This is a genomic window from Mucilaginibacter sabulilitoris (genome assembly GCF_034262375.1).
Lineage (GTDB): Bacteria > Bacteroidota > Bacteroidia > Sphingobacteriales > Sphingobacteriaceae > Mucilaginibacter > Mucilaginibacter sabulilitoris.
Genome location: NZ_CP139558.1, coordinates 3,189,024 through 3,213,884, shown reverse-complemented (window position 1 = coordinate 3,213,884; position 24,861 = coordinate 3,189,024). Strand labels below are relative to the sequence as shown.

Genomic DNA, 24,861 nt, shown 5'->3' with positions numbered 1-24,861 from the left:
TTTTTAATTAGGCCGCAGCATTTTTTCTGAACTTCAATTCAACAGATGTACCCTTTCCCTCTCGTGAAACAATAAGCAACTCGGCATTTATACGTTTAGCCCTTGCTTTTATATTATGCATACCGTGGCCTTTTGTAATGGTTTCACAAGTAAAGCCCTTGCCATCGTCAGTTAAGCGCACGCTCACCTCATTTTTATCAGAATATGTCCATTGCAATGCAACATGGCTGGCTTCAGAATGTTTAAGTACATTATTTAACGATTCCTTAAATATCATCGTAATATTGCGGCTATATTCCATAGGCAACTTAATCTGCTGTAAGCTTTCATCAATACCTTCAAACTCAAACTCGGCAGGCATATCCTGAAAAAGTTCGGCGCCAATTTCTTTAATATGCATCAATGTTTCGTATAAGTTATCGCTTTTGGGGTCAAGAGCCCATAAAATGTCTTTAGTGCCATTGTAAAGCGCAGCGGCATTTTGCTTAATCTGCTCAACAAGACCACGCTGATCGGATTTACTCTGATCAATCTTTGCGTTCAGAATTTCGGAAAGTATGGATATACGGGTGAGTTTATTACCAAGATCGTCGTGAAAATCTTCAGCTGTTTGCTGCCTTATCTTTATTTTCTCCTCCTGTTTCATGGCCTCAATAACCTGCTGCCGTTGTATTTTGTTATGGTGCCATACATTCTGCAGCCCAAACCCTATTAAAACAAAAAATAAAACCGCTGATATTTGAAAGGTAAGGGTTTTATAAAATGGCGGAACAATTTCAAAGCTAAAACTGGCCGTTCCGGCTGATAGCTTACCATCGGGGCTTATAGCCTTAACTTTAAAGGTATATTTACCCGGAGGCAGCGACGGGTACTCCACAATATTGTTTTTTACCGGCGCACAGAAACTACTGTCCAAACCAACAAGCTTATAACGGTATGACACGCCATCTGGATTTTTTAAATAAATACCCATAAAAGAAATTGCCAAATGGTTTTGGTTATAATTTAACCGTGCCTTATTGGTTAAGTAGGTGTAATTAGTGTCGGTATTACTGCCTATCTGTGGCATTAGTTTTACATTTTCAATAAGTATATGCGGCGGTGGTGATGGCTGCATTTTTACCCGTGTATTATAAACCATTACTGATTTGGTGGTACCTACCCAAACCTGGTGATCTTTGTAAAGAATGGCATTTTGATTAGTTTCAAATATAGGTTCTTTTGAACCCGTATTATCAATAACTGTAAACCGTTGGTTATTGGCATCAAACTGCATCCTGTTTACTCCTTTACCCGTGCCTATCCAAAGTTTACCCTGTTCATCGGTCAGCAGGCTGTATATGGCATTGGCTTTAAGGCCATCATGGGTTGTATAATTTTTCACATGCCCGTTTTTCATATCCCAGACAAACAAACCACGATCATCAGTGCCAATCAGCATCAAGCCCCTGTACCTGATCATAGCCAGAATAGCGGAGTTTTTAAATGAATTTTGACTAAACGTGTTTACTACCTTTTTATTTACCGATAGTACAATTCCATTTTGCGTACCTATGAACACCGAATCGCGACCGCTTACTACCAATGACGATGCAAATTCTGAAATTCCGCTCAATTGTTTCAAAGTCCCTTTTTCGTAATAACATGCACCGGCTGATGTAGCTAACCATATTACGCCACTGCTATCGGCGGTAATGCCATTAAAGCCTATATCCTCACTTCCTTTTATTAACCTGAAACCTTTTTGATCATATTGCCATAACCCGGCCATGCTGGTTGCTATCCAGGTGGTTTTATTTTTATCGGTGTACAGGCATTGTATCCCTTTTAAATATTTTGGCGTTACCGGGGTAGCAATGTCGGTTAGTTTTTTGCCATCGTACCGTATTAACCCACCCCCATCGGCACCCAATAAAATATCACCGTTCCAATCTTTGGTAAGCCCCATTACTATTTTTGAATCGGGCATACCCTGCGAACCGTCAAAGGTTACATATTTATTCCCCTCGCAGCGATACACGCCGTTACCCAAACTACCCAGCCATAAGTTATTATCAGCATCGTTATATATATCGGCTATGGAGTTATCAGTAAGCCCGTTAGACGAATTGTAGTGAATTATTTCATAATCATCATTATCAATGCAGTACGCGCCATTATCGGTACCAATCCATAAATCACGGTAAGCATCCTGTGCCAAACAGAGCAACTGTCCTTTTACTGTTGCCATTTGTTTAGGAGCATAAGGCATTAATTGGTTACCGCTAATGTAATAAAGTCCGTTCTTGGCTAAAAGGTATACTTTGTGTTTATCAAATTTGTCGAACAATATCTTTTTTACTACAATATGTTCATATTGCGCATTAAAGGGAGTTGAGCATGACCACTTATTGCCGGTTAAACAATATATACCCTTCTTATATAGGGCTGCATAAAGTTTTCCGGTATTGTCTACCGCTATGGTAGTTACCCTAACACTGTCATCAAGTAATGCCGGCTGCATTTTATCGCCCACAATTTTAAACAAGCTAAAACGTATCACCACCCAGATATTTCCTGCCCCATCCTGGGCTATATTGGTAACCACATTATTTTTTGAAGCATCTGCCGAACTATAATTTTTAATTTTTCCATTATAAAGCATACCCAGCCCATTAATGGTACCAAACCAGGTACGCCCTTCCTTGTCAGAAAAAACGGTGCTTACATAATTATTAGGCAAACCGTTTTGCCTGGAATAGCCTGTAAAATCCTTCCCATCAAAACGGCAGGCGCCGCCAAATGTGGCTATCCATAAGCGGTGATCTTTATCCATCCCAAACTTATTCACCTGCGATTGTATCAGTCCATCCTCAATATCATAATGTGCAAACGTATATTTTTGGGCAAAAACCGGGTGAACCTGCATCAAACAAAGCCAGGCCATCCACCCAAGCACAATCATCCGGTATAAAAAATTCCTGTTCAATTAAATACAGTTTAAATAGTTTGCAGTATTACCGCAATTTAAATTCAAAATAAAGCTAAATAAAATAAAAAAAATCACCCTTTTGGGGTGATTAAGTATCATCGAAACCATTTTAACTAAAAAAGCCCGGTGAGTTTATATTATAAGATCAGTCACTAAGCTTGGTTTTGGCCGTTACCGGAGCACCATTACCCGGATTTTCAATGTCATCAAACATTTTGCAAACCTGTGTGATTTTCCACTCCTTATTATCGTTTTTTTCAACTATAAGGTAATTATGCTGTATGTTATCCTGATAGGTAAAATCAACCCGGGCAATTACCAAAGCATCGCTTTTAGCAATTACCTCGTAATTCGACTGGCAATTTTGCTGTGTGCCCGATACGTTTTTCAGCGCATCAATAATACTTGATTTGTTTTGCTGAATTACCTTTTCGCCACGGGGTATTTTCACACTTGAATTTTCATCCAAAATCTTATTCAGTTTTTTATAATTGGAGTTCATGTGGCTATCAATAAAATCGCGGATTACAGTAGTATAATCGGCATCGGCTTTTGGACCGGTATAAGCAAACAGGGTTGTGGCTGAAAATAGACTCATTATACAAACCACCAAAAATTTATTTTTCATTGTGATATTTTTTTATCAAATGTCACTATGGTTATAAAATAAAAATATGCGTATAGCACCTTAAAAATATGCGTATAACACCATTTGAATAACCAAATGGTTATTTAATACCTTTTCGTATATATTATATAAACACGCACGCTATCATAACATTCTTATTACCTAATATTTCATAATACTGACAAACAATTAACTGTTGCCATGGCTTTTATTATCAACTTATATTTTTATGACTATGGAAAAACGTGAATTGGGTAACTCGGGCATAAAAACTGCACCCTTAGTATTTGGCGGTAATGTGTTTGGGTGGACCGTTAAAGGCAACGATAATGCTCTTTTGCTCGACGCATTTTTAGATTCAGGCTTTAATACCGTTGATACTGCCGATGCTTATTCGGCCTGGGTACCGGGTAATACTGGCGGCGAATCAGAAACGGAAATAGGTAAATGGCTTAAGCAAAGCGGTAAGCGCGATAAAGTGATTATTGCCACTAAAGTAGGTGCCGAATTAGGTCCTGGTAAAAAGGGGCTTAAAAAAGATTACATTATTAAAGCGGCCGAAGATTCATTAACGCGACTGCAAACTGATTACATCGACCTTTACCAATCGCATTATGATGATGCCTCCACTCCTGTTGAGGAAACACTTAAAGCTTATGATCAACTGATTAAAGATGGCAAGGTAAGGACCATAGGCGCTTCCAATTTTTCGGTAGAAAGATTACATGAATCGCTTAAAGCCAGCCGCGAAAAAAGCCTTCCTGCTTACCAGGTGCTGCAGCCCGAATACAATTTATTTGACCGGGAAAAATACGAAACCACTTTTGAACCATTTATAAAAGAGCAAAATATTGGTGTTATCAGCTATTTTTCATTAGCGAGCGGTTTTTTAAGTGGTAAATACCGGTCGGCAGCCGATTTGGAAGGTAGTAACCGGGCGGGTATGGTTAAAAACTACCTTACCGAAAGAGGTTTCCGCATTTTGAAAGCTTTAGATGAAATTGCCGCGCAATGTAACAGCAATCCCTCAGCTGTTGCCTTAGCCTGGCTAATTGCCCGGCCCGGAATAACCGCGCCTATAGTAAGCGCCACCAGCTTGTCCCAGCTTCATGAACTTACTCAGGCAGCAACCCTGAAGCTGAGTAATGAAACTATTGAGGCGCTAAATGCCGCAAGTGCTTACGAATAAATACAGGGCATCAAGTGTAACCTTCCTGAATTTATGGTACTATTCAATTATCATTGAATAGTACCATTCAAAATAAAAATAGTACCATTATATATGGTAGTTTGGTATGTAAATTTGTTCCATGATACAAAACATACCACTATATGATATCTGCTCATTATCTGACATCAATCAGGATGACATACTCATAAGCCGTTTTGCACCATATCTCGAAACACATAAAAATCTTTTCGCTACGCACAGGCATTCCTTTTATCATATGGTGCTTTTTACAGCCGGAAGTGGGGCTCACACTATTGATTTTGAAAGTTTTGAGGTTAAACCCGGGCAAATTTATTTTATGGTGCCCGGCCAGGTACATTCCTGGGCCTTTGATGGTTTTACCGATGGCTATATCATTAACTTTTCGGCGTCGTTTATACAGTCATTTCTGCTGCAGCATGGTTACCTGGATAATTTCTCATTTTTTAGCGGCAACCTGGCCGATACGGTGATTAATTTACCGCAAGAAACCTTTGCGGCTGTAAAACCCTTATTTGAAGCTATACTGACCGAAGCTGCATTATCTGCAACGTCTGCCGTCGATATGGTAAGGTTGCTGATGCTTCAAATATTTATACTGGTAAACCGGATGAGCATAAACCCTGCAACAGGTAATAATTCATCCTATAATCAAACCCTGCTTAAAAGCTTTAAAAACTTAATTGAACATCATTATTCCGACATTAAACTACCTAAAGATTATGCCACACTGTTATATATAACCCCAAATCACCTCAACGCGGTTTGTAAAGATATTATGGGCATTTCTGCTGGCGAGCTTATCCGTAACAGGATACTATTGGAAGCTAAGCGGATGCTCACCAATCCCAAACTGAGCATCAGCGAAATCTCCCTGAAATTAAACTTTAGCGACAACTCTTATTTTACCAAGTTTTTTAAAAAAATGGAAGACATTACCCCCGAAGAATTCAGAAAAAAAATAACTCAAGATCATGGAAAATAATAAATACAAATTGGCCGCCTGGCCTGCCATTGTGCACGCTAAATGCCCCCGTTGCCGACGCGGCGATATGTTTGCCAACAGTATGTACGGTTTCAAAGGGCAAAAAATGAATATCTCCTGCTCCCATTGCGGTTTGGTATATGAAAGAGAGCCCGGCTATTTTTATGTAGCTATGTTTGTGAGTTATGCCTTAAATGTAGCTGAAATGGTAACATTAGCAGTTGCCATAAGTGTTTTAACCGGCAGCAGAAATCCATGGTTGTATGTGACTGTCATATTAAGTTTTGCTTTTATATTATCGCCTTTCAACTTCAGGTATTCGCGTGTTGTATTGTTGCACTGGCTTACGCCTGGCTTGCACTACCATCCAGAAATGAGCCAGGACAAACCGCAGTAATTTTTTTAATGATGATGATGATGAGTGGTGTCCATAGTTTAACAGCTATGGGCATTTTTTTTATGGTATTTATAGTAGGGGTTATACTCTCTCATTAAACAACAAAACAGTCATTCCATTGCTGCAATGACTGTTTGCCAACTGTTCCCTAACTAAATTAAACTAACTAAAACTCATTTTATCAATATCGTTTATAGTGACTAAACTCACGAATAACCATCTGTATATTTTTCAAATAGAAATTACCGTTATCTTCACATTGATTATCGGTCCATCTTTTTCCTTTTAGCAGGTTTTTATAATTAAAGCTGGTTATAATATAGGGGTCATTCTTTACTTGATTTTTTACCGAACCATCCCGTTTATTGTTATGTTCATGCTTTAAACCCTGAGGTTCATTGTTCATGGTTTTCACGTTCCTGTCTGAAGTAAATATATTGGCACAGGCTATTAACAAAAGTGATACAAAAACAAAGACTAAAAAGTGATAAAAAAGTTTCATGATAGCGGCATTAAAGTAATGTGTGGATGGGTTACTCATCAAACATTAATTCAAAGTTAACCTTTACCATGTTAAAAACAGTAGGGGTTTACACCGATTTACATACGTAGTTTTACGCATTTTTAGAATATTCTAATAAATTAACCAATGTTATGATTACTTTCTCGTAATCGGCAATTATTCGGCTATTAACTAATGATTAATACAGGCACAACAGATAAGGTTTGAGTCAATAAAATTATCTGTATCCGGCTGCCTGCAGGTCAAACAATTCGGCGTAGCGGCCGCCTTTAAGCAGCAGCTCCTCGTGGCTTCCTATTTCAACCAATTCGCCCTTCTCCAGCACCAGTATCCTGTCGGCCATACGCACGGTACTAAACCTATGCGATATCAGCACAGCTGATTTACCCTTTGTTAATTCGGCAAAACGTTCAAAAACATTGTATTCGGCCCGGGCATCAAGAGCCGAAGTTGGTTCGTCGAGTATCAGTAACTGGGCATCGCGCATATAAGCTCGCGCCAGGGCCACCTTTTGCCATTCGCCGCCAGATAGTTCAACCCCGTCGGCAAATCGCTTGCCCAATTGTTGGTCATAAGCACCCGGAAGTTTTGCAGCCAGCACATCGGCCAGACTTTGCCGAGCTGAGTTCTCTATTAATGACCGGTTATCCTGCTCACTTATTTTACCTACTGCAATATTTTGCGCAAAGGTCATCTGATATCGCAGATAGTCCTGAAAAATAATACCAACATTAAGGCGCAGGTCGGCCAGATCATACTGGCGCAGGTCGATGCCATCAAGCAATATCCGACCTTCAGTGGGGTCATATAAACGGGCGAGTAATTTTACCAGCGTGGTTTTGCCCGCGCCATTTTCACCTACCAATGCCAGCTTTTCACCGGGATAAAGCGTAAAATTTAAATGGCGGTTGGCCCATTTATCAGCATTAACATACCTGAAACCTACATTTTCAAAGGCAAAACCTTGTTGTATGTTTTTGGGAAATGGCAGCGCGTTTGCGGCCTGTTTTATTTTAGGTACTATGTCGAAAAACTCAAAGAAGTCGCGCAAATAAATGGCGCCCTGTGATACTGCAGTAAAACGCGTTAAAATACCTTCGAGCAGCGTACGCAGTTGCCTGAATGAACCGGCCAGAAAAGCCAGCTCACCAATAGTTACACTTCCGTTCACCGTTCTGATGATGATAACCACATAAGCCACATAATAACCCAAACTGCCAAGTACAGCAAAAAAAGTCCCCCACAAAGAGCGACGGATGGCCAGCACCTTGTTATCGCTATAAAATTTATTTGACAGGTACCTGAAGCGGTCAATAATAAAACCCGAAAGATCAAATATTTTTACTTCTTTGGCGGTTTCATCGCTGGCACCCAGGTAACGTATATAATCAAGTTCACGGCGTTCGGGCGTTTGCCCGCGGGTTAGAGCGTAACTCTGATCGTTAAAGTACGACTCTCCTAAAAAAGCCGGAATAATGGCAATAAGCAGCAGTACAATAAGCCAGGGATTAAAGGTCATAAGGCCAACGGCCAGAAAACCCATCGTAATCAGATCCTGCACCTGGCTCATTACCTGCGACAATAGTATGGTGCGCCCTACAGTTTGCTGGCGGGCGCGCTCGAGCTTATCATAAAATACCGAATCCTCAAACTGGTCAAGATCAAGCGTTGCCGCATGCTCCATTATTTTTACCGAAGTATGGTTGCTGAACAAATCGCCAAGCAGGCTATCCATCAGGGTAACGGCACGACTAAGTGTATCAGTTAATATGGCCAGGGCAAATTCCAGGCCCACCAGCTCCCAAAGGTAAGTCATGTCCTTAACCGGGGCATGGCTTATGGTGACCACCTGATCAATGATTAGTTTACCCACATACAGCAAACCCAGCGGCATGGCCGAACGGGTTATGCGCAATACGGCGTTAACAATTGTCATCCAGCGGCTGGTTTGCCAAACCAATTTAAAAAAGGCGGGCAAATTGCGCAGCGCGTCAAAACGCTCCTTTAAAGTTACTTGATTACTGATGGTATTTTTGGGCGGGCGGTTCGTTTTCAATAGCTATCTCTTTCTTGTTCGTTATAATCAAATTTAATCAATAAGCACTCTAAGTATTTAAAGGACTGATTATTTTACATTGGTTTGGCATTCTATAAACTCAACTTTTCAGCAATAGGCGATTGATGTAAGATCAATAATGAGTTTTTTACTATTTTTGCCGGCGCTATGGATACTTCACTACACCACAAATTCGACAGTATAATTTTTGATCTTGACGGCACCCTCTGGGACAGTACAGCCAACGTGGCGCTGGCCTGGCAGGCCGCAGTTGCCAAGGTTGATTATATCGATGAAGAAATGACTGTAGACCGCGTTAGGTCAATCACCGGCATGACCTATGATGCTATTTTTGATAAGCTTTTCCCAACACTTGATAACGCACAACGTAAAGAAGTGCAAACCCTTTGCGGCATAAGCGAGCTGGAAATATTACACACCAGGGGCGGTGAATTATATCCCCAGCTCGAAGAAACCTTAAAATATCTCGGCACAAAATATAAGCTATACATTGTGAGTAATTGCCAAAGCGGCTATATTGAAGTATTCTTAGATCTGAACGATATGCACCCTTACTTTTTAGGCCATCAGTGCTTTGGTACAAAGGGGAACCCTAAAGCTGATAACATCAGAGATATTGTTAATGATCATGAGCTTAAGGCCCCGGTTTATGTGGGCGATACCATGGGCGATTATACCGCTGCCAAACAGGCCGGCGTGCCATTCATTTTTGCAAGCTATGGCTTTGGCGATGTACCTGAAGGCATGATAGCCACCGTAAACAATTTCAGCGAATTGACAGAACTGCTTTAATAGCGGCCCCAATATTTTTTTACTGTAACCCGCTCCGGTTTTTTACCCAGCTGCTTATTTCGGCGGTTGGGGTTGAAGTTATTACTGCCTTTTGCTCACTAAGTAATTGTTCCATAATAATGGCCGCAATTTCAGCTTCTTCCTTATTATCGGAGTCAAGCACATCGGGCGTAAAATATTTTTTTACAAAATGTGTATCAAAATTACCCGATGTAAAAGCTTCATGCTGCATTACAAATTTGCCAAAACCCAATGTTGTAGTTATACCCGTTATCTGATACTCGTCAATAGCACGCAGCATACGCTCAATAGCTTCAGTACGATTTTCACCATAAGTTATCAGTTTGGCTATCATAGGGTCATAGTAAATAGGTATTTCCATACCCTGCTCAAAACCATCATCAACCCGTACGCCGGCCCCTTTGGGTGTAACATAGGTTTGCAGCGTGCCAATATCTGGTAAAAAGTTATTGGCCGGATCTTCGGCATATACTCTTAGTTCAATGGCGTGACCACGTATTTCCAGGTCTTCCTGCTTAAAGCTGATGGCCTCGCCCCGGGCAATGCGTATCTGCTCCTTTACCAGGTCTATACCGGTTATAAGTTCCGTTACCGGATGTTCTACCTGCAGGCGGGTATTCATTTCTAGGAAATAAAAATTAAGGGCATCATCCATAATAAACTCCACCGTACCGGCGCCGGTATAATTTACAGAGCGTGCCACATCAACCGCGCATTTGCCCATTTGCTCTCTGATTTGCAGCGTAAGCACTTTAGAGGGTGCCTCTTCAATTACCTTTTGGTGGCGGCGTTGTACAGAGCAATCGCGCTCAAAAAGATGCACAATGTTACCATGCGTATCACCCAATACCTGTATTTCGATATGCCGCGGTGAGGATACGTACCGCTCAATAAAAACAGATCCGTCGCCAAAAGCCGATGTTGCCTCTGATACGGCAAGCGCCATTTGTTCTTCAAAATCAGCGTCGCCTTCAACTATACGCATGCCCTTGCCCCCGCCGCCTGCTGCAGCCTTGATGAGTATAGGAAAACCTACTTCAATCGCGCGTTTCTTTGCCTCGGCAACATCGGTAATAGCCTCCTCAGTTCCGGGAACCATAGGGATGTTATATTTCAGGGCCGCCGCTTTGGCCGATAGCTTGTTACCCATTACCTCCATAGCCTCCGGCGATGGGCCTATAAGTACCAAACCTGCATCTTTCACCTGCCGGGCAAAAGCTGCGTTTTCGCTCAAAAAACCATATCCCGGATGAATAGCGGTTGCTCCCGTCTGGATGCAGGCCGCAATAATTTTTTCGCCATTAAGGTATGATTGGTTTGATGGGGCCGCACCTATATAAACCGCCTCATCTGCATAACGCACATGCAGCGCGTTCCTATCCGCATCAGAATATACGGCAACGGTTTTTATACCCATTTCGCGCGCTGAACGCATTACCCTTAAAGCTATTTCACCGCGGTTGGCAATCAGTATCTTTTGCATTTAACAAATGTAAAAGATTTGCGCTTTGTACGGTTTTATTTTTATTAGCCCGAAAAGATATTTAGGAAAAAGTGTATTCAGGTTTAGTGCCTGCTTCCCCATCTATACGTTTTATGATGGCAGCGGTAACAAATGTATTTTTTGAGTGGCAGCCAAAACAAAAACATTTTTACAAAGCGTCCTCTGGGTATGCGGTTAATATTTTGATTTCCACATTTGCGGCAATAAGGAGAACGGTGAGGGGTTACCTGTCTTTGATTAAGTACAGCGATAATAGGCTTTTCTTCAAGGTCGGCAGTCATAGTTAAACGAATTAGGGGGGATATTTATATAACTTTGATCAGTAAAAGAACAGTATTCTTATATTCTATATTTCTTATCAGGCAGGAATTCAGCTAAGAAACCATTAAAGATAAGTTAAAATAATGAATTTTCAACTCTGGAAATAAATAAATATCGTATTAATAAATAATTAACAATATAATTTTATTTATCAAATAATAGTTCCATAAACAGCAGATCAAGCCAGCGATCAAATTTAAACCCCACCTCCTTAAAATGAGCCACTTGCCTGAAACCGAGTGATTGATGCAAATGGTAACTTACCTGGTTTCCACTGTCAATACCGGCTATCATAGCATGTAAACCATTTTGCTGTGCTTTGTTTATAAGCGGCCTGAGTAAAAGTTTACCAATCCCCTGTCCTCTAAACAAAGGATCAACATATACAGAGTGCTCTACAGTATAACGATAGCATGGCCATGCCCTAAAGTGCCCATAAGTGCAAAAACCGGTTACTTTACCAGCAGATTCGGCAACCAGCACCGGGAAGCCATTGTTAAGCTTATCCGCAAACCAGGCCTGTCGCATTTCAATAGTATGCGGGAGTTCGCTATAAACTGCCGTAGTATTTAGTATAGCATCATTATAAATGTGCAATATGGCCAAAAGGTCATCTTCATTCGCATTTCTGATGTTGATTATACCAGTAGTCATAACTATTGTAAATTAAAACACCCCTAACTTCAAGTCAGAGGTGTTTCCGTTTTTTCAATTACCCCTTTTTTTCAGGAGCTGGCTGGCCACCCGGAGGCATACCGCCAGGGCCTTGATCTCCAGGTACAATTACCTCCGGGTGAGCAGTACCGCGATGACAGGTATTGCAATTTACACCGGCAGGCATGATCATACCCAATGAATCTTTTTTGGCGTGAAAATATTTCTGGTTGATCTTATTCATCATCTTATACATATCGCGGGCCATTGCCTTTTCCGGTTTGGTATCGTTTGCCCAATCCATCTTTTTTGTCTCCTCGTTTCGCACGTGGCAAAAGTTGCAGTGTACGCCCAAGGAGTGTTCCCACTCTTCCATCACCTTGTGAAGATTATCGTTTGAGATATTTTTAGGTAATACTTTCAAATTCTTGAAACCTTCATCCTGAACCTTTTTAGGGGTCATAGAAGTCATGGCACCAAGTACCACTACAGATAATAAGCCAATTGTAACTACAATTTTTTTGTTTAAAGGCATGATTGTCATGTTTAAGTCATCTAAAATAACCAATAACTTTTAATGTTACAACTTTTGTCTTAACTGATGAGGTAATTTTTCAGATACAAGCGAGGGCTCTTTGTAACCCGGAATTTACGATAATCTTTTATTTCATGATTTTACTACAGCAACGAGGCTGGTTATTTCACATCAGGCCAAACCAGGTATCTTGAGAGCAGTTTTTCGCTGATGGCCCAGAGTTTATTGCGCGATTCGGTATCAGTTGCAATAGCCGAAGTTGCTGCTTTCTTTTTCTTTTTGAAATAAGCGCCATTGTATTGATCAAGCCGCGGTGACGTAGCCAGGAACACAGAAGTTTCGGCACCCTGTTCGGGAGTTATCATAAATGGACGTGCAACCAATAGCAATATTCTCCCAAATCCTTTAAGATTTGCCCCAAAACCTGTTTTAACTACGCCTGGATGCAAGGAGAAAGCAAGGATGCCATTAGCTGCATATTTTTCGGCAAGTGATTGAGCAAAATAAATATTAAAGAGCTTGCTCATACCATAAGCTTTCATAGCGCTGTATGATTGCTCCCACTGAAGGTCATCAAACTGGGGTTTTGCCTGTTTATGCGCTTCTGAACTTACATTAATAATACGTGCCTGCCCTTTTTGTAATAAAGGCATCAGGCTGGTGGTTAGTAAAAAATGCCCCAGATGGTTGGTAACCAGGGTCATTTCAAAACCATTCTTGTTTAGCTCACGCTCTTCAAAAATGCCGCCCGCATTATTAATAAGGGTATTTATAGCAAATAGTTTTTGGGTAAGCTCATCTGCCGCTTCGCGAACGCTTTCCAAATCGGTCAGATCACATCTTACTACAAAAATCTCCTTGTTACCCGTTTTATCGGTAATTTCCTGTTTTAGGCGTTCGCCTTTAGGCGTGTTGCGCACCAGTAAATAAAGCGCGTGCCCCTGCTTTGCAAGCGCCAACGCGGTTTCCTGTCCTATTCCGGAGGTTGCCCCGGTGATAATGGTTGTTTTTAAAGCCATAAACCCTCAGTGAGCTTTTTTTTGATTATGCAAGGTACTATTGTTTTCGCCTCTCCAGCATCCGTTACGCGTAAATTTTTTGATTGATAAGCCAATGTCCCAAAACGGTCTTATCAAACGAATTGCGGAGCTGATTTTTCCATTCTTCTAAAAAAATGAAAATAAATTTGGATAATTACGAAAAGTTCGTAGTTTTACGAAACAATCGTAAAACAATGGAAAAACTATCTAAACAGGAAGAAGAAGCCATGCAGGCAGTTTGGCAATACGGCCCGGGTTTTATTAAGGATTTTTTGGACCAGCTGGAAGAACCTAAACCCCCATATACCACGCTGGCATCAACCGTTAAAAACCTTGAACGCAAAGCTTTTTTAGCAAGCGAAAAAATGGGCAACTCATTGCGTTATGCACCAACTATACAGGAAGAAGAATATAAAAAGCGGTTTATGAACGGCTTTGTAAGCGATTATTTTCAAAACTCTTATAAAGACCTGGTTACTTTTTTTGCCAACGAAAAAAAGATAAGTGCGAGCGATCTGCAGGAGATCATAAAACTGATTGAGAAACAATAAATTTTAAAGCCATGCCAGTACTGTTTGTTTTTTTACTCAAAGTAAATATTGCCTTGCTACTGTTTTGCGCAGGCTATTACCTGGTACTTAGACGTCTTACTTTTTATACCTTAAACCGCATTTACCTGCTCACGGCTATATTGTTTGCCAGTATCTATCCGCTGATAAATCTTTCGTCATTTTTGCAGCGGCACGAAGAACTGGCCCGGCCTGTACAACAAGTAGCCATAAACTGGCAGGTATCGGCCAATAGCCTACTAATACCGCTTAATGAACCTGATTACTGGCATTGGGCCGAAGTTATTTTCTGGTTGGGTGCATATATATTGGCCATAAGGTTGGCTGTTCAGCTATTTTCCCTTTACAAGCTCTACAAAAGTTCAAAACCGGCCATGATTAATGATCACGAAGTAAGGATCATAGATAAAGACGCTGCCCCATTTTCGTTTTGGCAAAGCATTTTTGTAAATCCGGCAAAACATGCCCCAGCCGACCTCGAAGCCATATTGCTGCATGAACAGGTACACGTAAACGAGTGGCATACTGCCGATATATTACTGGCCGAGCTGAGCAGCATCCTTTATTGGTTTAATCCCGGTATCTGGCTCATGAAAAAGGCCATTCGCGAAAACATTGAATTTATAACCGACCGCAAGATACTGAATAAGGGTATTGACAGTAAAAAATATCAATACAGCCTGGTTTCGGTAAGCTTTAATAACCAGCAACCTGGTATAGTAAACCACTTTAATATATCAACCATTAAAAAACGCATTATCATGATGAACGCCAAACGATCTTCGAAACTAAACCTTACCCGTTACGCTTTCCTGGTACCTGCGGTAATTACCCTGCTGTTCGTATTCAGTATATCAAAAGCTGATTTTGCCAAACCTGTCAGGATAAAGCTGGTTGCAGCTGCTTTACCACTGACAAAGATCATCGATTTCAATCCCGACAAAAAACCTGATGCCAGGCCGGTAACCGCTGTTAAACATCAAAAAATTACCCACAAAGCTGCAGCATCTCTTCGGGTAGCGTCAAAGCCCGATACTACTAAAATTACGACAAAAAAAGTGCTAATAAATGATGTGCCTGTAGAAACCTACATTAACGGCAAAAAAGGAAACATAAAATCGGTAGATCCTGATGATATTACATCAATATATGTTTTATCTGCAGAGGATGCAACTCCCTTTGTTGATGTTAAACCTGCACTAAACAATAAAGTATCCATTGTTATTACAAAAAATTCACCCGAAGGGGCGGCGCTTAAGAAAAAAATAGATCAATCAAAAAAGAGCGATAAATATGCGAATATTACTACCGATCAACACATCCATACAAATGCCAGTAGCAGCAGTTCAGTTACCGTTAACGAGGCTGTTCCGCTAACATTGACTGTTGATTCTGTTTCGAATATTCATTATAGAGTCTCTTACGCCCAGCCTCGTACTCGCGTATCGGCAGATTCCACGATAACAATTTCCAACGTATCTGTTGCAAGTATTCCGGCGGTAAAAAGCAAAGTAGCAGGCATCTCTACTAAATCACATGTGATTGTTAAGGATCTGCGTATTGTCCCTACTTCTGCTCTATCCATTACACCGGCAACAGGTATTTCCATAAATAATGGTGTTATTACAACTGGTAAAAACACTAATCCTTTAATCATTATCGATGGTAATGAATCATCATCCGCTGATTTAAAGAAGCTGAATCCCGATAAAATTGATAATATGAGCGTATTAAAAGGCAGCAGTATCACCAAAAAATACGGAGATAAGGGAAAAGATGGAGTTATACTCATTACTACTAAAAAGTAATAAGTATTAATTCTCTTTAACCGCCCGCACAGCTTCCATATACAGTATTTAACTGGCCTCGGCCAGTTTTTCTGTTTCAAGCAGGTTTAACAGTGCTTTTTCGGCTTTGTTAAGTTCTGCTGCTTTTACATCATTGTCTTCATCAAGGTGGCTGATGTATTTAAATATGGTGCCTTCCTCGTAGCTTTTTATTACCGAAGGGTGCACATAATATTTTTTGCAAACTGTGCGGGTGTTACCCAGGTTAATGGCTACCTCATCAAGCACACCGACAATTTTTTTATGGCACTCGGTTACGGTGGCAAATTCGCCGGCATCCTTAAAAGCATACAGGGCACTCACACTGCCCGCCCATGTGCGGAAATCTTTGGCAGTAAAATCTTCGCCAGTTATATTTTTAAGGTAATCATTAATATCGCCCGACCCTATACTGCACCGCTCACCGGCTTCATTATAATACTGAAAAAGTTCTTTTCCCGGAATATCCCGGCATTGCTTTATCAGCCTTGCCAGTTTTTTACTCTGTAGTGTTACCTTATGAAAAACACCTTTTTTCCCTTTAAATTCAAAGCGCATATTTGAACCTTCAATTTTTATATGCCGGTTTTGCAGGGTGGTAAGTCCGAAAGATCCATAAAGTTTTTTATATTCCTCATTCCCTACCCTGATACCGGTAAGTTCCATTAAACGTACCACCAGAGCCACTACCTTGTCGTGGTCAAGATTACGGCGGGCCAGGTCTTTATCTACCTGTTCCCGTATAGCGGGTAAATAGGATGCAAAAGTTTGCAGGCGATGATATTTACTTTGATTACGGATTTGGTTCCAGCCGGCATGGTACCGGTATTGTTTGCGCCCGGCGGCATCGGTACCCGTAAACTGCAGGTGGCCATTTTCATACGGCGATATCCATACGTTGGTATAGGCCGGCGGAATCACCAACTTGTTGAAGCGGGATATCTGCTCCTTATCTTTTACCAGCTTACCATCGGCATCATAAAAGCTCCAGCCCTTGCCCGATTTTTTCCGGGTATATCCCGGCGATGAATCAGATACGTAGCGGAGGCCAACTGCCTTCGCGGTGATCTTGGGGTCACGACCAATTTTTTCGAGCTTTTTAAGAAGACGGTTCATATTTGTTGATACAACAAGGTGACCGGCATTAAGTTTTAACATACAAAAACTGCCATTGCTGATATCATCAAACAATGGCAGCCCCATAAACACACGATATACTACCCAAAACTGTTTGCAGCAACAAACATAAGAGTACAAAAACGCAGATTACAAACCGAAGCCGTAAGCTACCCGCAACGCGAATATGCCAAAGTGATCTTCTTTATGTGTAAAATGATCATAATGAAGACCAAAGTCCCAGTTTTTATTGGCATAACCTAAATTTGGCGACAACACCAGGCGATGCGGTCCCCAGCCATCCTCTAATTTTTCAAAAGCAATGCCTGCTTCACCACCAACATAAATGTTTGGCAGAAAAAATTCTTTTAAACCAGCCTTTATAGGTAATTCACCATAGCTTGAGTATCTTTTATCTTGCCCAGGTATTTTTTTTGTGAAATAATGATAACCACCGGCCGTAAAGGTAAGTGCCAAATCGTTGGTTATACCATATTGCAACCGGGCGGTTCCACCAAGGTTAAAATTGGCACCTATGCGCGCAACACCTGTAGGGATACCAGTTTCAATACCTAAACTTAACAGAAAAGATTTAGCCGGAGTGGTTTGGGCCTGCGCATTTGTTGTAAAAAACAAAACTGCGATTGTGAATGCTGCAGCCAATAGTTTCGATAGATTTTTCATTTATATGATTTTTTGTAAAAACGTTTATATACTCATTACTGCCTCATTTACAAATAGGTTGCCTGCCAGTAAACTTTTTTAGCAAAAAAAGGGATCCTTGCGTTGGGCACTTACTATATTTTTATCGCAGGCAACCTCTTACATAAACCGTTCGTATTTTTTACAAGACCATCTGTTAACCGACGGCTTATGTATCATATCACTAAAAATATTTCTATGAAAAAAATTATGTATCCAATGCTGATCGTATTATTTGTCAGCTTTTCGGCTTTTATTGCTGTAACCACTTGGAAAGTAAAGGAGCCCTATGAAATAAAATTTGCAAATGGAAGAATCCATGGAGAGTTTACGGGCCTGAAGGCCAACATACAGTTTGACAAGGCCCATCCCGAAGAATCTAAAATTTCGGCATCAATTGATGTTAATACACTTAGTACCGGCTTTTTTATTAAAACCAGCCATGCCAAGGATGCTTTGGATGCCGACAATTATCCCACTATCAGTTTTACATCAACAGGGGTAACTAAAACAGCTAATGGGTACGATGCCAATGGCAAATTAACCTTGAAAGGTGTTACCAAACCGGTTACTATTCATTTTACCTTTGACGATAAAGGCAATGAGGGAGTTTTTAAAGGCGACTTTAGAGTAATACCGAAAGACTTTAACATCACCAAGAATGGCACGCCGGATGATCTTGCCATTACCCTGAACGTCCCGGTGACCAAATAAATAATGCTATAAATCCAGTTACTCAAAAAACAAAAGCCCCGTGTGTTCATAAGAGGGCACTGAAAAAGTAGCTCAATAATACTGAGTACATAAAGCGATCAAGAGAAAGGCAACTTTTACTTGGTCGCTTTTTTTGCTTAATCATTTTGGTGGGTTATTTGTCATAGTTGATAGCGGGCTTATCAGAGTTGCGAGGGCGACCAACCAGCCGTTTTGGCTGTAGCTTAGCCGATCAATTTGATGATCCTTTTCAGGTTGACAGTGAAGATCGCTAATGCACCCTGCATCTGCATATTTTCGATTCCATAGGCTATTGCCCGATCATACCCATGGACATTTTTCAACTCGCTGTTTTTAGCTTCGATCTTATATCGGTTTTTAGCCTTTTCTTTAAAGTATTCTGTTTCCTGGAAAGCCTGTTGCTCCTGATGTGTGGTTGACTTTATAGTTACTGAATAGGTTTTGGTCTTAGCCCCGGGTTTGTAACAGCCGTCTTTTAATGGACATATCTTACATTTTTCAACGTCAAAAAAGTAAAGGTAAGATTGATTTTTTCCGACATTTTTCTTCCCCTCCCTGGCTTTGCGGATAGCCAAATGTCCCGCCGGACATACGAACATACCTGCATCTTTGTTATAATCAAACTTGTCTTCTTCTTTTCTGGTTCCTTGAGAAATCGCCGGTGTAAGTTTGGCTACGATCTTGATGTCCTGTTCAGTTGCTATCTTAAGATTATCTTTCCCGGAATAAGCCGTATCACCAATGATTGCTTCGACTTCGATACCATTTTTTTGACTGATTTCCAAAAGTTGGGGAAGCTCCGGACCATCACCTTTTTCTCCCGAAGTGACCACCGCAGCGGTAATAATCCGTTCCTCCGTCATCGCCAAATGCGTCTTATAACCAAAGAAGGAACTATCAGCTGATTTATGGCCGGTTTTGGCATCCTTGTCTTTAGATACTATATAGTGCTCCTGAGTATCTGCTACTGTCTCTTTCAATAGATTCAGTTTTTCTTTTACCGCAGGTATCTGGCATAACGGTTGATCGGCTTCAATATACTTTTCCAATGCACTGCAATAAGCCAGTTCTTTTTCCAATTCGTCGGCTGTGTTCTTTTCGGGCATGCCTGCCTTCATATCTTCATCTATCGCATAAACAGCTTTGCGGAGTAACTTTGAACGTTCCCGCAATACTTCCAATGCTGAATACGGGTTGGATCTCGACAGGGAATGGGTAGCATCAACAATAATGGATTTTGAGCGGATGAGCCCTTTTTCAATAGCTATGGTCACCGTTTTACCAATAAGCAGGTTTAACAGATCATTATCCTTTAGCCGCAGCTTTCTGAACTTGGTCAATGAACTCGGATCGATCATTCCTTCTTCCGGTGACATATCCAGGAAATATTTGAACGACATATCATACTGCGAACGCTCAACAACATCTACATCTGAAACCGTATAGATCGTTTTTAACAACAGATATTTGAACATCCGCACGGGGCTTTCTGCTGCCCGGCCGTTAGTAATGCTGTATTTGCTGATCAGTTCATCATAGATAAATGTAAAATCTACCAGGTCATTGATCTTCCGAAGAAGATTGTCTTTAGGAACGATCAGGTCATAAAGACCTGAAAACGCGCTAAACTGTATCTGTTGTTGTTGGTTAAGCATCTTTAGTGTCTTTCTTTCGACACTTTAAAATACAAAAAACGGGGTAGAAAAACTAAATTTTCTACCCCGTTTGTCTAATAGACTTTTTCAGTGCCCTCGTTAATAACGCGGGGCCTTTGTTTTCACATTTCTTTAAGCACCTTCACCAGGTATTCTATCTGCTCGGCATGAACATCAAGGTGGGTTACAAAACGGATGCGATGTTTGGCAGTGTCGCCGGCTTTAATGCCATGCGCGGCCAGTTTATTTAGTACAGCGCTGGCTGGCTCAACCGTATCAAACAGTACAATATTGGTTTCTACCGACATTACATTGCTTACCCATGGCAGTTTACCCAGCTCTTCGCCTAAAATGCGGGCGTGCGCGTGGTCAATTTTCAGGCGTTCTACATGATGGTCTAAGGCGTATATACCAGCCGCGGCCAAAAAACCGGCTTGGCGCCATCCTCCACCCATTACTTTACGAATACGGCGCGCATATTTTATAGTTTCGGCATCAGCCAGTAAAATCGACCCCACAGGTGCACCCAAACCTTTTGATAAACAAACAGATATACCGTTAAAATATTTACCATAGTCAACTGCCTTATCGCCGGTATAGGTCAGGGCGTTAAATATGCGTGCACCGTCTAAATGCAGCTTTAGTCCACGCTTTTTACATAGTGCAGCAATAGGTTCGATGTCCCTCAGGGTATAGCAACTACCCCCGCCTTTATTTACCGTATTTTCGAGCACCACCAGGCTGGTGTGCGGATAGTGGATGTTCTCGGCATTTATTTCCGGTTCAATCATTTCGGCGGTAATAATACCCCGATAACCTTCAAGCAAGCGCGTTGATACCGCCGAATTAAAAGCAATACCCCCGCCCTCGTAACGGTAAACATGTGCGGTTTGATCTGCAATGAGTTCGTCAAGAGGCTGGGTAAAACATTTAATAGCTATCTGATTGGTCATGGTGCCCGACGGACAGAACAACCCTGCCTCCATTCCAAAAATAGCGGCAGCCTTCTGTTCCAGTTCGTTAACGGTTTCATCTTCTCCTAAAACATCGTCTCCAACTTTGGCGCTCCACATGGCCTCCAGCATTCCCGGTGTGGGTTTGGTTACGGTATCGCTGCGTAAATCGACAGTTAATTGCATGGTAATTATAAATTCCTATTTTAGATGTTCAAATCTAAATCTTATGCGTACAATTTTGTTACTATTGTTATGTATTTTATGCGTTACCGGTTTCAGATCATCATACTTGTAACAAGTATGCGTTAGTAATATTAAATATTCAAAATTTTCGTTTATTGTATTTTAAACATTATGCGTTCAATTGCAATTATCATATTAGTTATGCTGCGCTGTACATCGGTCCAGGCCCAGAAATGGCAGCCGGGTAATTTTACCGATGTTAAGGGTAACCGCGAAACCGGCTTAATAAGAGTTAACCCGTCAGGAAAAGGGCCAATAAAAGACGAAGGATTTATTGAATTTAAAGAGAACAAAAAAACAAATCCATATAAGTTAAGCGCCAGCGATTTGCGCTCATTTGTTGCCGGGAAAGACAGCTTTGTGGTCGCACATGCTCCTCAGAATGAATCATGGGGCAAAGAAGAAACCGACTTTGTAAAAGTGGCACTGGACGAACCCACCAAACTATATGTAGCCCAGGGAGGCAAAGGCGGTGGTGGCAGTGGCTTTGGCATTTCGCCGGGTGTTGGGGTTGGTTATGGCAGCGGGGGCTACGGCGGCGGTTTCGGTGGCGGCGTAGGCATATCCTTAGGCGGCGGTCGCGGTCGCAACGGCGGCGGAAAAACCGTTTATTATTATGGCGTGAATACGGCCGAAATGAAGCAACTTACGAATGAAAATTTTGAAGATATCATGACCGACATTATGGGCGATGAACCCGACGTGGTTGAAAAGATACACGCCCACCAATACAGCCTGAAAAACATTGAAAAACTGATAGCTTATTTTAATGAGAAAGTGACTAAGAGCCCCCCAGCCCCCTAAAGGGGGAGCTTTTGATTAGGATAATTAAAATCATCTATACTTTGGTTCCCCCTTTAGGGGGTTAGGGGGCTCTAATCTATCTTAATACCCTTATAATACTCCGCGTTCTTGTAATCCTTGCGCAATGGGAAACCTTCCCAATCATCAGGTAACAGGATACGGCGCAGATCGGGGTGGCCTTCAAAAAATATTCCCAGCAGGTCATAGGCCTCACGTTCATGCCAGTCGGCAGTACGGTAAACGCTGGTTACACTTTTAAATTCCGGCAAATCGTTACTTTCACGATCATGCGGTTTGCTCACCTTAAGGGTAAGCTGTGTTTTGTACGGAATGGATGCCAGGTGATAAACCACGCCGTAGCGGTTGGTATCATCATTGTAATGCACCCCGCTCAGGCTCGACAGGAAATCGAAATAGGTTTCAGGGTTATTGCGCAGCTCGAGGCATACTGCCGCAATATCATCCGGGTTGATGATCAGGGCGGACTGCAGCCCGTCTTTTTCTTCACCAGTAATTACGGCTTCACCAAATTTTTGGGTGAGTAACAGCTTAATATCGTTAAACATCATGGCGCTAAACGTACTTTCTTCCAGCTTTTTTTATCAACTTTTTTATACAAAATGCGGTCGTGCAAGCGGCTTGAGCGTCCCTGCCAAAACTCAACCATTTGAGGGTTTAAGATATAGCCGCCCCAAAATGATGGTTTCGGAACTTCCTTACCTTCGTATTCGGTTTCCAGTTCGCTCCATTTTTTCTCCAGTGTTTCACGACCATCAATTTCCTGACTCTGCGGTGATACCACCGCTCCTATCTGGCTACCTTTGGGGCGCGAGTGGAAGTATTTTTCAGAATCTTCCTTGCTCAGTTTTTCAATAGTGCCCTCAATACGTACCTGGCGTTCCAGTTCTCCCCAAAAAAAAGTTAAGGCACCCTGCGGATTTTTGGTAATCTCCTTGCCCTTGCGGCTTAAGTAGTTGGTATAGAATATAAAACCATGCTCATTAAAGCCTTTTAACAGCACTATTCGGGCCGATGGCTTGCCGTTTGGCGTGGCCGTAGCCAGCGTCATGGCATTGGGTTCGTGCAATTTTGCGGCTAAAGCTTCGTTAAACCATTGTTCGAACTGGCTTACCGGGCTTGCTTTAGTGTCTTTTTCGGACAACGTAGCGGCAGTATAATCCTGCCTTAAATCTTGTATTTCCTGCTGATTCATTTCATGCAAACTTACAAATTAATTAAACCGTACATATTGTATATATTTCAATTTAATAATTGAACATATTTTTACTATGCTTGTTACACTATTTAAATACTGACCTTATGCTTAGTCAAATTTCGGCTGCCGCGGGGCGTTTACTCATTTCGGAACCTTTTATGATGGATCCGAACTTTAAAAGATCGGTTATCATACTAACGGAGTATTCTGCCGAGGGTGCTATGGGTTTTATATTAAACCACCACAGTGAATTTATGCTGGGCGATGTACTGCCTGATGTATCCTACTCCGAGATGCCGGTTTACGATGGCGGACCAGTGGCTAAAAACACGCTGCACTTTATACACTGCTGCCCCGATAAAATAGAGGGCGGTATTGAAATTACCCATGGCATATTTTGGGGCGGGGATTTTGAACAGGCTAAGGAACTGGTATCTAACTACCAGGTAACCGAAAACGAAATAAAATTTTTTGCTGGTTACTCCGGATGGACTCCCCAGCAACTCGACGAAGAAATACAACAAGACAGCTGGATTGTTGCCGATAACTTTAAAGCCGAAACATTATTCAGCGGCGACGAACAAAACCTATGGCGAGAAGTAGTGATAGGTCTCGGCCAGCGCTATGCCCACATTGCCAATTTCCCGGAGAATCCGGCGTTGAATTAAGTTAGCAATTTGATGAGGTTTTACGTAGGACGTATTACGTTGTACGTTCAAAAGAACAGAGCTATAAAAACGTACAACGTAACACGTATAACCTAAAACATTTACTACCCCTCCATTTCCTTTGCAGAGTCCTCTACCTTCTTTTTAAGGTCTTCTTTAAAGTTGATAAGGTTTTGAACCAGGTATTCATCCGCAGTGGATAGTATCTGAGCGGCCAATATACCCGCGTTTTTAGCGGCATTTAGAGCCACGGTAGCAACCGGGATACCATTTGGCATTTGCAATATAGAAAGGATAGAATCCCAGCCATCAATAGAATTGCTTGACTTTACCGGCACCCCTATCACCGGCAAATGGGTTAGCGAAGCCACCATGCCCGGCAAATGCGCTGCACCGCCTGCACCGGCTATAATTACCTTAATACCACGATCGGCAGCGGCACGTGCATAGCTAAACATACGATCGGGTGTGCGGTGTGCCGATACCACTGTGATCTCATACTCCACACCTAATTCTTTTAACACGTCAGCAGCATCCTGCATCACGTTCAGGTCCGATTTGCTGCCCATTATTATGGCTACTTTTGGCTGGCTCATTTTTTTATTTTATTTAAAATCGTCATTACTGCGAGGATTATTATCTCAACTATGTCATTTCGAGGTACGAAGCAATCTCCTTCCTCAAGACAATTATTGATATCTATGCCTATTGAA

General features: G+C 41.6%; 24 protein-coding genes. 9 read left to right on the top strand and 15 right to left on the bottom strand.

All coding sequences use genetic code 11. The annotated features are described in order from the left end of the window. Window positions 1-7 precede the first annotated feature (7 nt). A complete protein-coding gene (locus SNE25_RS14005; RefSeq protein WP_321565726.1) occupies window positions 8-2,968 on the bottom strand; it encodes a sensor histidine kinase in 2,961 nt (986 codons plus the stop codon). A gap of 148 nt (window positions 2,969-3,116) precedes the next feature. Then, on the bottom strand, window positions 3,117-3,599 hold the full coding sequence (locus tag SNE25_RS14000) for a hypothetical protein (RefSeq protein ID WP_321565725.1): 483 nt from the start codon (window positions 3,597-3,599) through the stop codon (window positions 3,117-3,119). 235 nt (window positions 3,600-3,834) lie between these two features. On the opposite strand from SNE25_RS14000, the gene SNE25_RS13995 reads away from it, so the two are divergent. The 3 genes from SNE25_RS13995 (at window position 3,835) to SNE25_RS13985 (ending at window position 6,191) form a co-directional block, all read left to right on the top strand. After that, entirely contained in the window at window positions 3,835-4,788 is a 954-nt protein-coding gene (locus SNE25_RS13995) for an aldo/keto reductase (RefSeq protein ID WP_321565724.1), read from the top strand. Between the two features lie 121 nt (window positions 4,789-4,909). Then, entirely contained in the window at window positions 4,910-5,794 is an 885-nt protein-coding gene (locus SNE25_RS13990; protein WP_321565723.1) for an AraC family transcriptional regulator, read from the top strand. After that, window positions 5,784-6,191, top strand: a complete 408-nt coding sequence (locus SNE25_RS13985) for a DUF983 domain-containing protein (RefSeq protein WP_321565722.1) — start codon at window positions 5,784-5,786, stop codon at window positions 6,189-6,191. Before SNE25_RS13990 ends, SNE25_RS13985 begins: the two co-directional genes overlap by 11 nt. A 181-nt stretch (window positions 6,192-6,372) precedes the next feature. On the opposite strand, the gene SNE25_RS13980 is transcribed toward SNE25_RS13985, so the two are convergent. Continuing rightward, the gene (locus SNE25_RS13980) at window positions 6,373-6,693 is read right to left on the bottom strand and encodes a hypothetical protein (protein WP_321565721.1); all 321 of its coding nucleotides are present in this window, start codon (window positions 6,691-6,693) and stop codon (window positions 6,373-6,375) included. A gap of 238 nt (window positions 6,694-6,931) precedes the next feature. After that, on the bottom strand, window positions 6,932-8,770 hold the full coding sequence (locus SNE25_RS13975) for an ABC transporter ATP-binding protein (protein WP_321565720.1): 1,839 nt from the start codon (window positions 8,768-8,770) through the stop codon (window positions 6,932-6,934). A gap of 168 nt (window positions 8,771-8,938) precedes the next feature. On the opposite strand from SNE25_RS13975, the gene SNE25_RS13970 reads away from it, so the two are divergent. Continuing rightward, on the top strand, window positions 8,939-9,583 hold the full coding sequence (locus SNE25_RS13970) for an HAD family hydrolase (RefSeq protein WP_321565719.1): 645 nt from the start codon (window positions 8,939-8,941) through the stop codon (window positions 9,581-9,583). Window positions 9,584-9,602: 19 nt separating this feature from the next. Here the strand turns inward: SNE25_RS13970 and accC are convergent, their stop codons facing one another. From accC to SNE25_RS13950, 4 genes are all read right to left on the bottom strand, one after another. Next, window positions 9,603-11,087 (bottom strand): acetyl-CoA carboxylase biotin carboxylase subunit, encoded by a 1,485-nt coding sequence (gene accC, locus SNE25_RS13965; RefSeq protein ID WP_321565718.1) that lies wholly within the window; start codon window positions 11,085-11,087, stop codon window positions 9,603-9,605. Window positions 11,088-11,573: 486 nt separating this feature from the next. Beyond that, window positions 11,574-12,083 carry a GNAT family N-acetyltransferase gene (locus tag SNE25_RS13960; protein WP_321565717.1) on the bottom strand — a complete coding sequence of 170 codons (510 nt, stop codon included), beginning with the start codon at window positions 12,081-12,083 and terminating at the stop codon, window positions 11,574-11,576. Window positions 12,084-12,141: 58 nt separating this feature from the next. Beyond that, window positions 12,142-12,618: a c-type cytochrome gene (locus tag SNE25_RS13955; RefSeq protein WP_321565716.1), complete on the bottom strand. Its 477-nt coding sequence runs from the start codon at window positions 12,616-12,618 to the stop codon at window positions 12,142-12,144. 161 nt (window positions 12,619-12,779) lie between these two features. Beyond that, window positions 12,780-13,637 (bottom strand): SDR family oxidoreductase, encoded by an 858-nt coding sequence (locus SNE25_RS13950; protein ID WP_321565715.1) that lies wholly within the window; start codon window positions 13,635-13,637, stop codon window positions 12,780-12,782. A gap of 215 nt (window positions 13,638-13,852) precedes the next feature. Between SNE25_RS13950 and SNE25_RS13945 the strand changes: the two genes are divergently transcribed. Further along, the gene (locus SNE25_RS13945) at window positions 13,853-14,209 is read left to right on the top strand and encodes a BlaI/MecI/CopY family transcriptional regulator (RefSeq protein ID WP_321565714.1); all 357 of its coding nucleotides are present in this window, start codon (window positions 13,853-13,855) and stop codon (window positions 14,207-14,209) included. Between the two features lie 11 nt (window positions 14,210-14,220). Next, on the top strand, window positions 14,221-16,035 hold the full coding sequence (locus SNE25_RS13940) for a M56 family metallopeptidase (RefSeq protein ID WP_321565713.1): 1,815 nt from the start codon (window positions 14,221-14,223) through the stop codon (window positions 16,033-16,035). Window positions 16,036-16,083: 48 nt separating this feature from the next. On the opposite strand, the gene SNE25_RS13935 is transcribed toward SNE25_RS13940, so the two are convergent. Together SNE25_RS13935 and SNE25_RS13930 are read right to left on the bottom strand one after the other, a co-directional pair. Then, window positions 16,084-17,169 (bottom strand): DNA topoisomerase IB, encoded by a 1,086-nt coding sequence (locus SNE25_RS13935; protein WP_321565712.1) that lies wholly within the window; start codon window positions 17,167-17,169, stop codon window positions 16,084-16,086. 150 nt (window positions 17,170-17,319) lie between these two features. After that, window positions 17,320-17,853, bottom strand: coding sequence for a hypothetical protein (locus tag SNE25_RS13930; protein WP_321565711.1), 534 nt, complete (start codon window positions 17,851-17,853; stop codon window positions 17,320-17,322). Between the two features lie 216 nt (window positions 17,854-18,069). Between SNE25_RS13930 and SNE25_RS13925 the strand changes: the two genes are divergently transcribed. Then, entirely contained in the window at window positions 18,070-18,585 is a 516-nt protein-coding gene (locus SNE25_RS13925) for a YceI family protein (RefSeq protein WP_321565710.1), read from the top strand. A 224-nt stretch (window positions 18,586-18,809) separates the two neighbouring features. Here SNE25_RS13925 and SNE25_RS13920 read toward each other — a convergent pair whose 3' ends face one another. Together SNE25_RS13920 and SNE25_RS13915 are read right to left on the bottom strand one after the other, a co-directional pair. Then, complete coding sequence (locus SNE25_RS13920) at window positions 18,810-20,261, bottom strand: IS1182 family transposase (protein ID WP_321565709.1); 1,452 nt, start codon at window positions 20,259-20,261, stop codon at window positions 18,810-18,812. 122 nt (window positions 20,262-20,383) lie between these two features. Beyond that, a complete protein-coding gene (locus tag SNE25_RS13915; protein ID WP_321565708.1) occupies window positions 20,384-21,400 on the bottom strand; it encodes a threonine aldolase family protein in 1,017 nt (338 codons plus the stop codon). 171 nt (window positions 21,401-21,571) lie between these two features. Here SNE25_RS13915 and SNE25_RS13910 point away from each other — a divergent pair, with 171 nt between their 5' ends. Then, window positions 21,572-22,264, top strand: a complete 693-nt coding sequence (locus tag SNE25_RS13910; RefSeq protein ID WP_321565707.1) for a hypothetical protein — start codon at window positions 21,572-21,574, stop codon at window positions 22,262-22,264. Window positions 22,265-22,335: 71 nt separating this feature from the next. Here SNE25_RS13910 and SNE25_RS13905 read toward each other — a convergent pair whose 3' ends face one another. Together SNE25_RS13905 and pdxH are read right to left on the bottom strand one after the other, a co-directional pair. Next, the gene (locus SNE25_RS13905) at window positions 22,336-22,833 is read right to left on the bottom strand and encodes an NADH-quinone oxidoreductase subunit C (RefSeq protein WP_321565706.1); all 498 of its coding nucleotides are present in this window, start codon (window positions 22,831-22,833) and stop codon (window positions 22,336-22,338) included. Beyond that, entirely contained in the window at window positions 22,830-23,477 is a 648-nt protein-coding gene (pdxH, locus tag SNE25_RS13900) for a pyridoxamine 5'-phosphate oxidase (RefSeq protein ID WP_321565705.1), read from the bottom strand. The genes SNE25_RS13905 and pdxH overlap by 4 nt, the downstream gene beginning before the upstream one ends. Before the next feature lie 107 nt (window positions 23,478-23,584). Between pdxH and SNE25_RS13895 the strand changes: the two genes are divergently transcribed. After that, the gene (locus SNE25_RS13895) at window positions 23,585-24,148 is read left to right on the top strand and encodes a YqgE/AlgH family protein (RefSeq protein ID WP_321565704.1); all 564 of its coding nucleotides are present in this window, start codon (window positions 23,585-23,587) and stop codon (window positions 24,146-24,148) included. 104 nt (window positions 24,149-24,252) lie between these two features. On the opposite strand, the gene purE is transcribed toward SNE25_RS13895, so the two are convergent. Then, on the bottom strand, window positions 24,253-24,744 hold the full coding sequence (gene purE / locus SNE25_RS13890; RefSeq protein ID WP_321565703.1) for a 5-(carboxyamino)imidazole ribonucleotide mutase: 492 nt from the start codon (window positions 24,742-24,744) through the stop codon (window positions 24,253-24,255). Window positions 24,745-24,861: the final 117 nt, after the last annotated feature.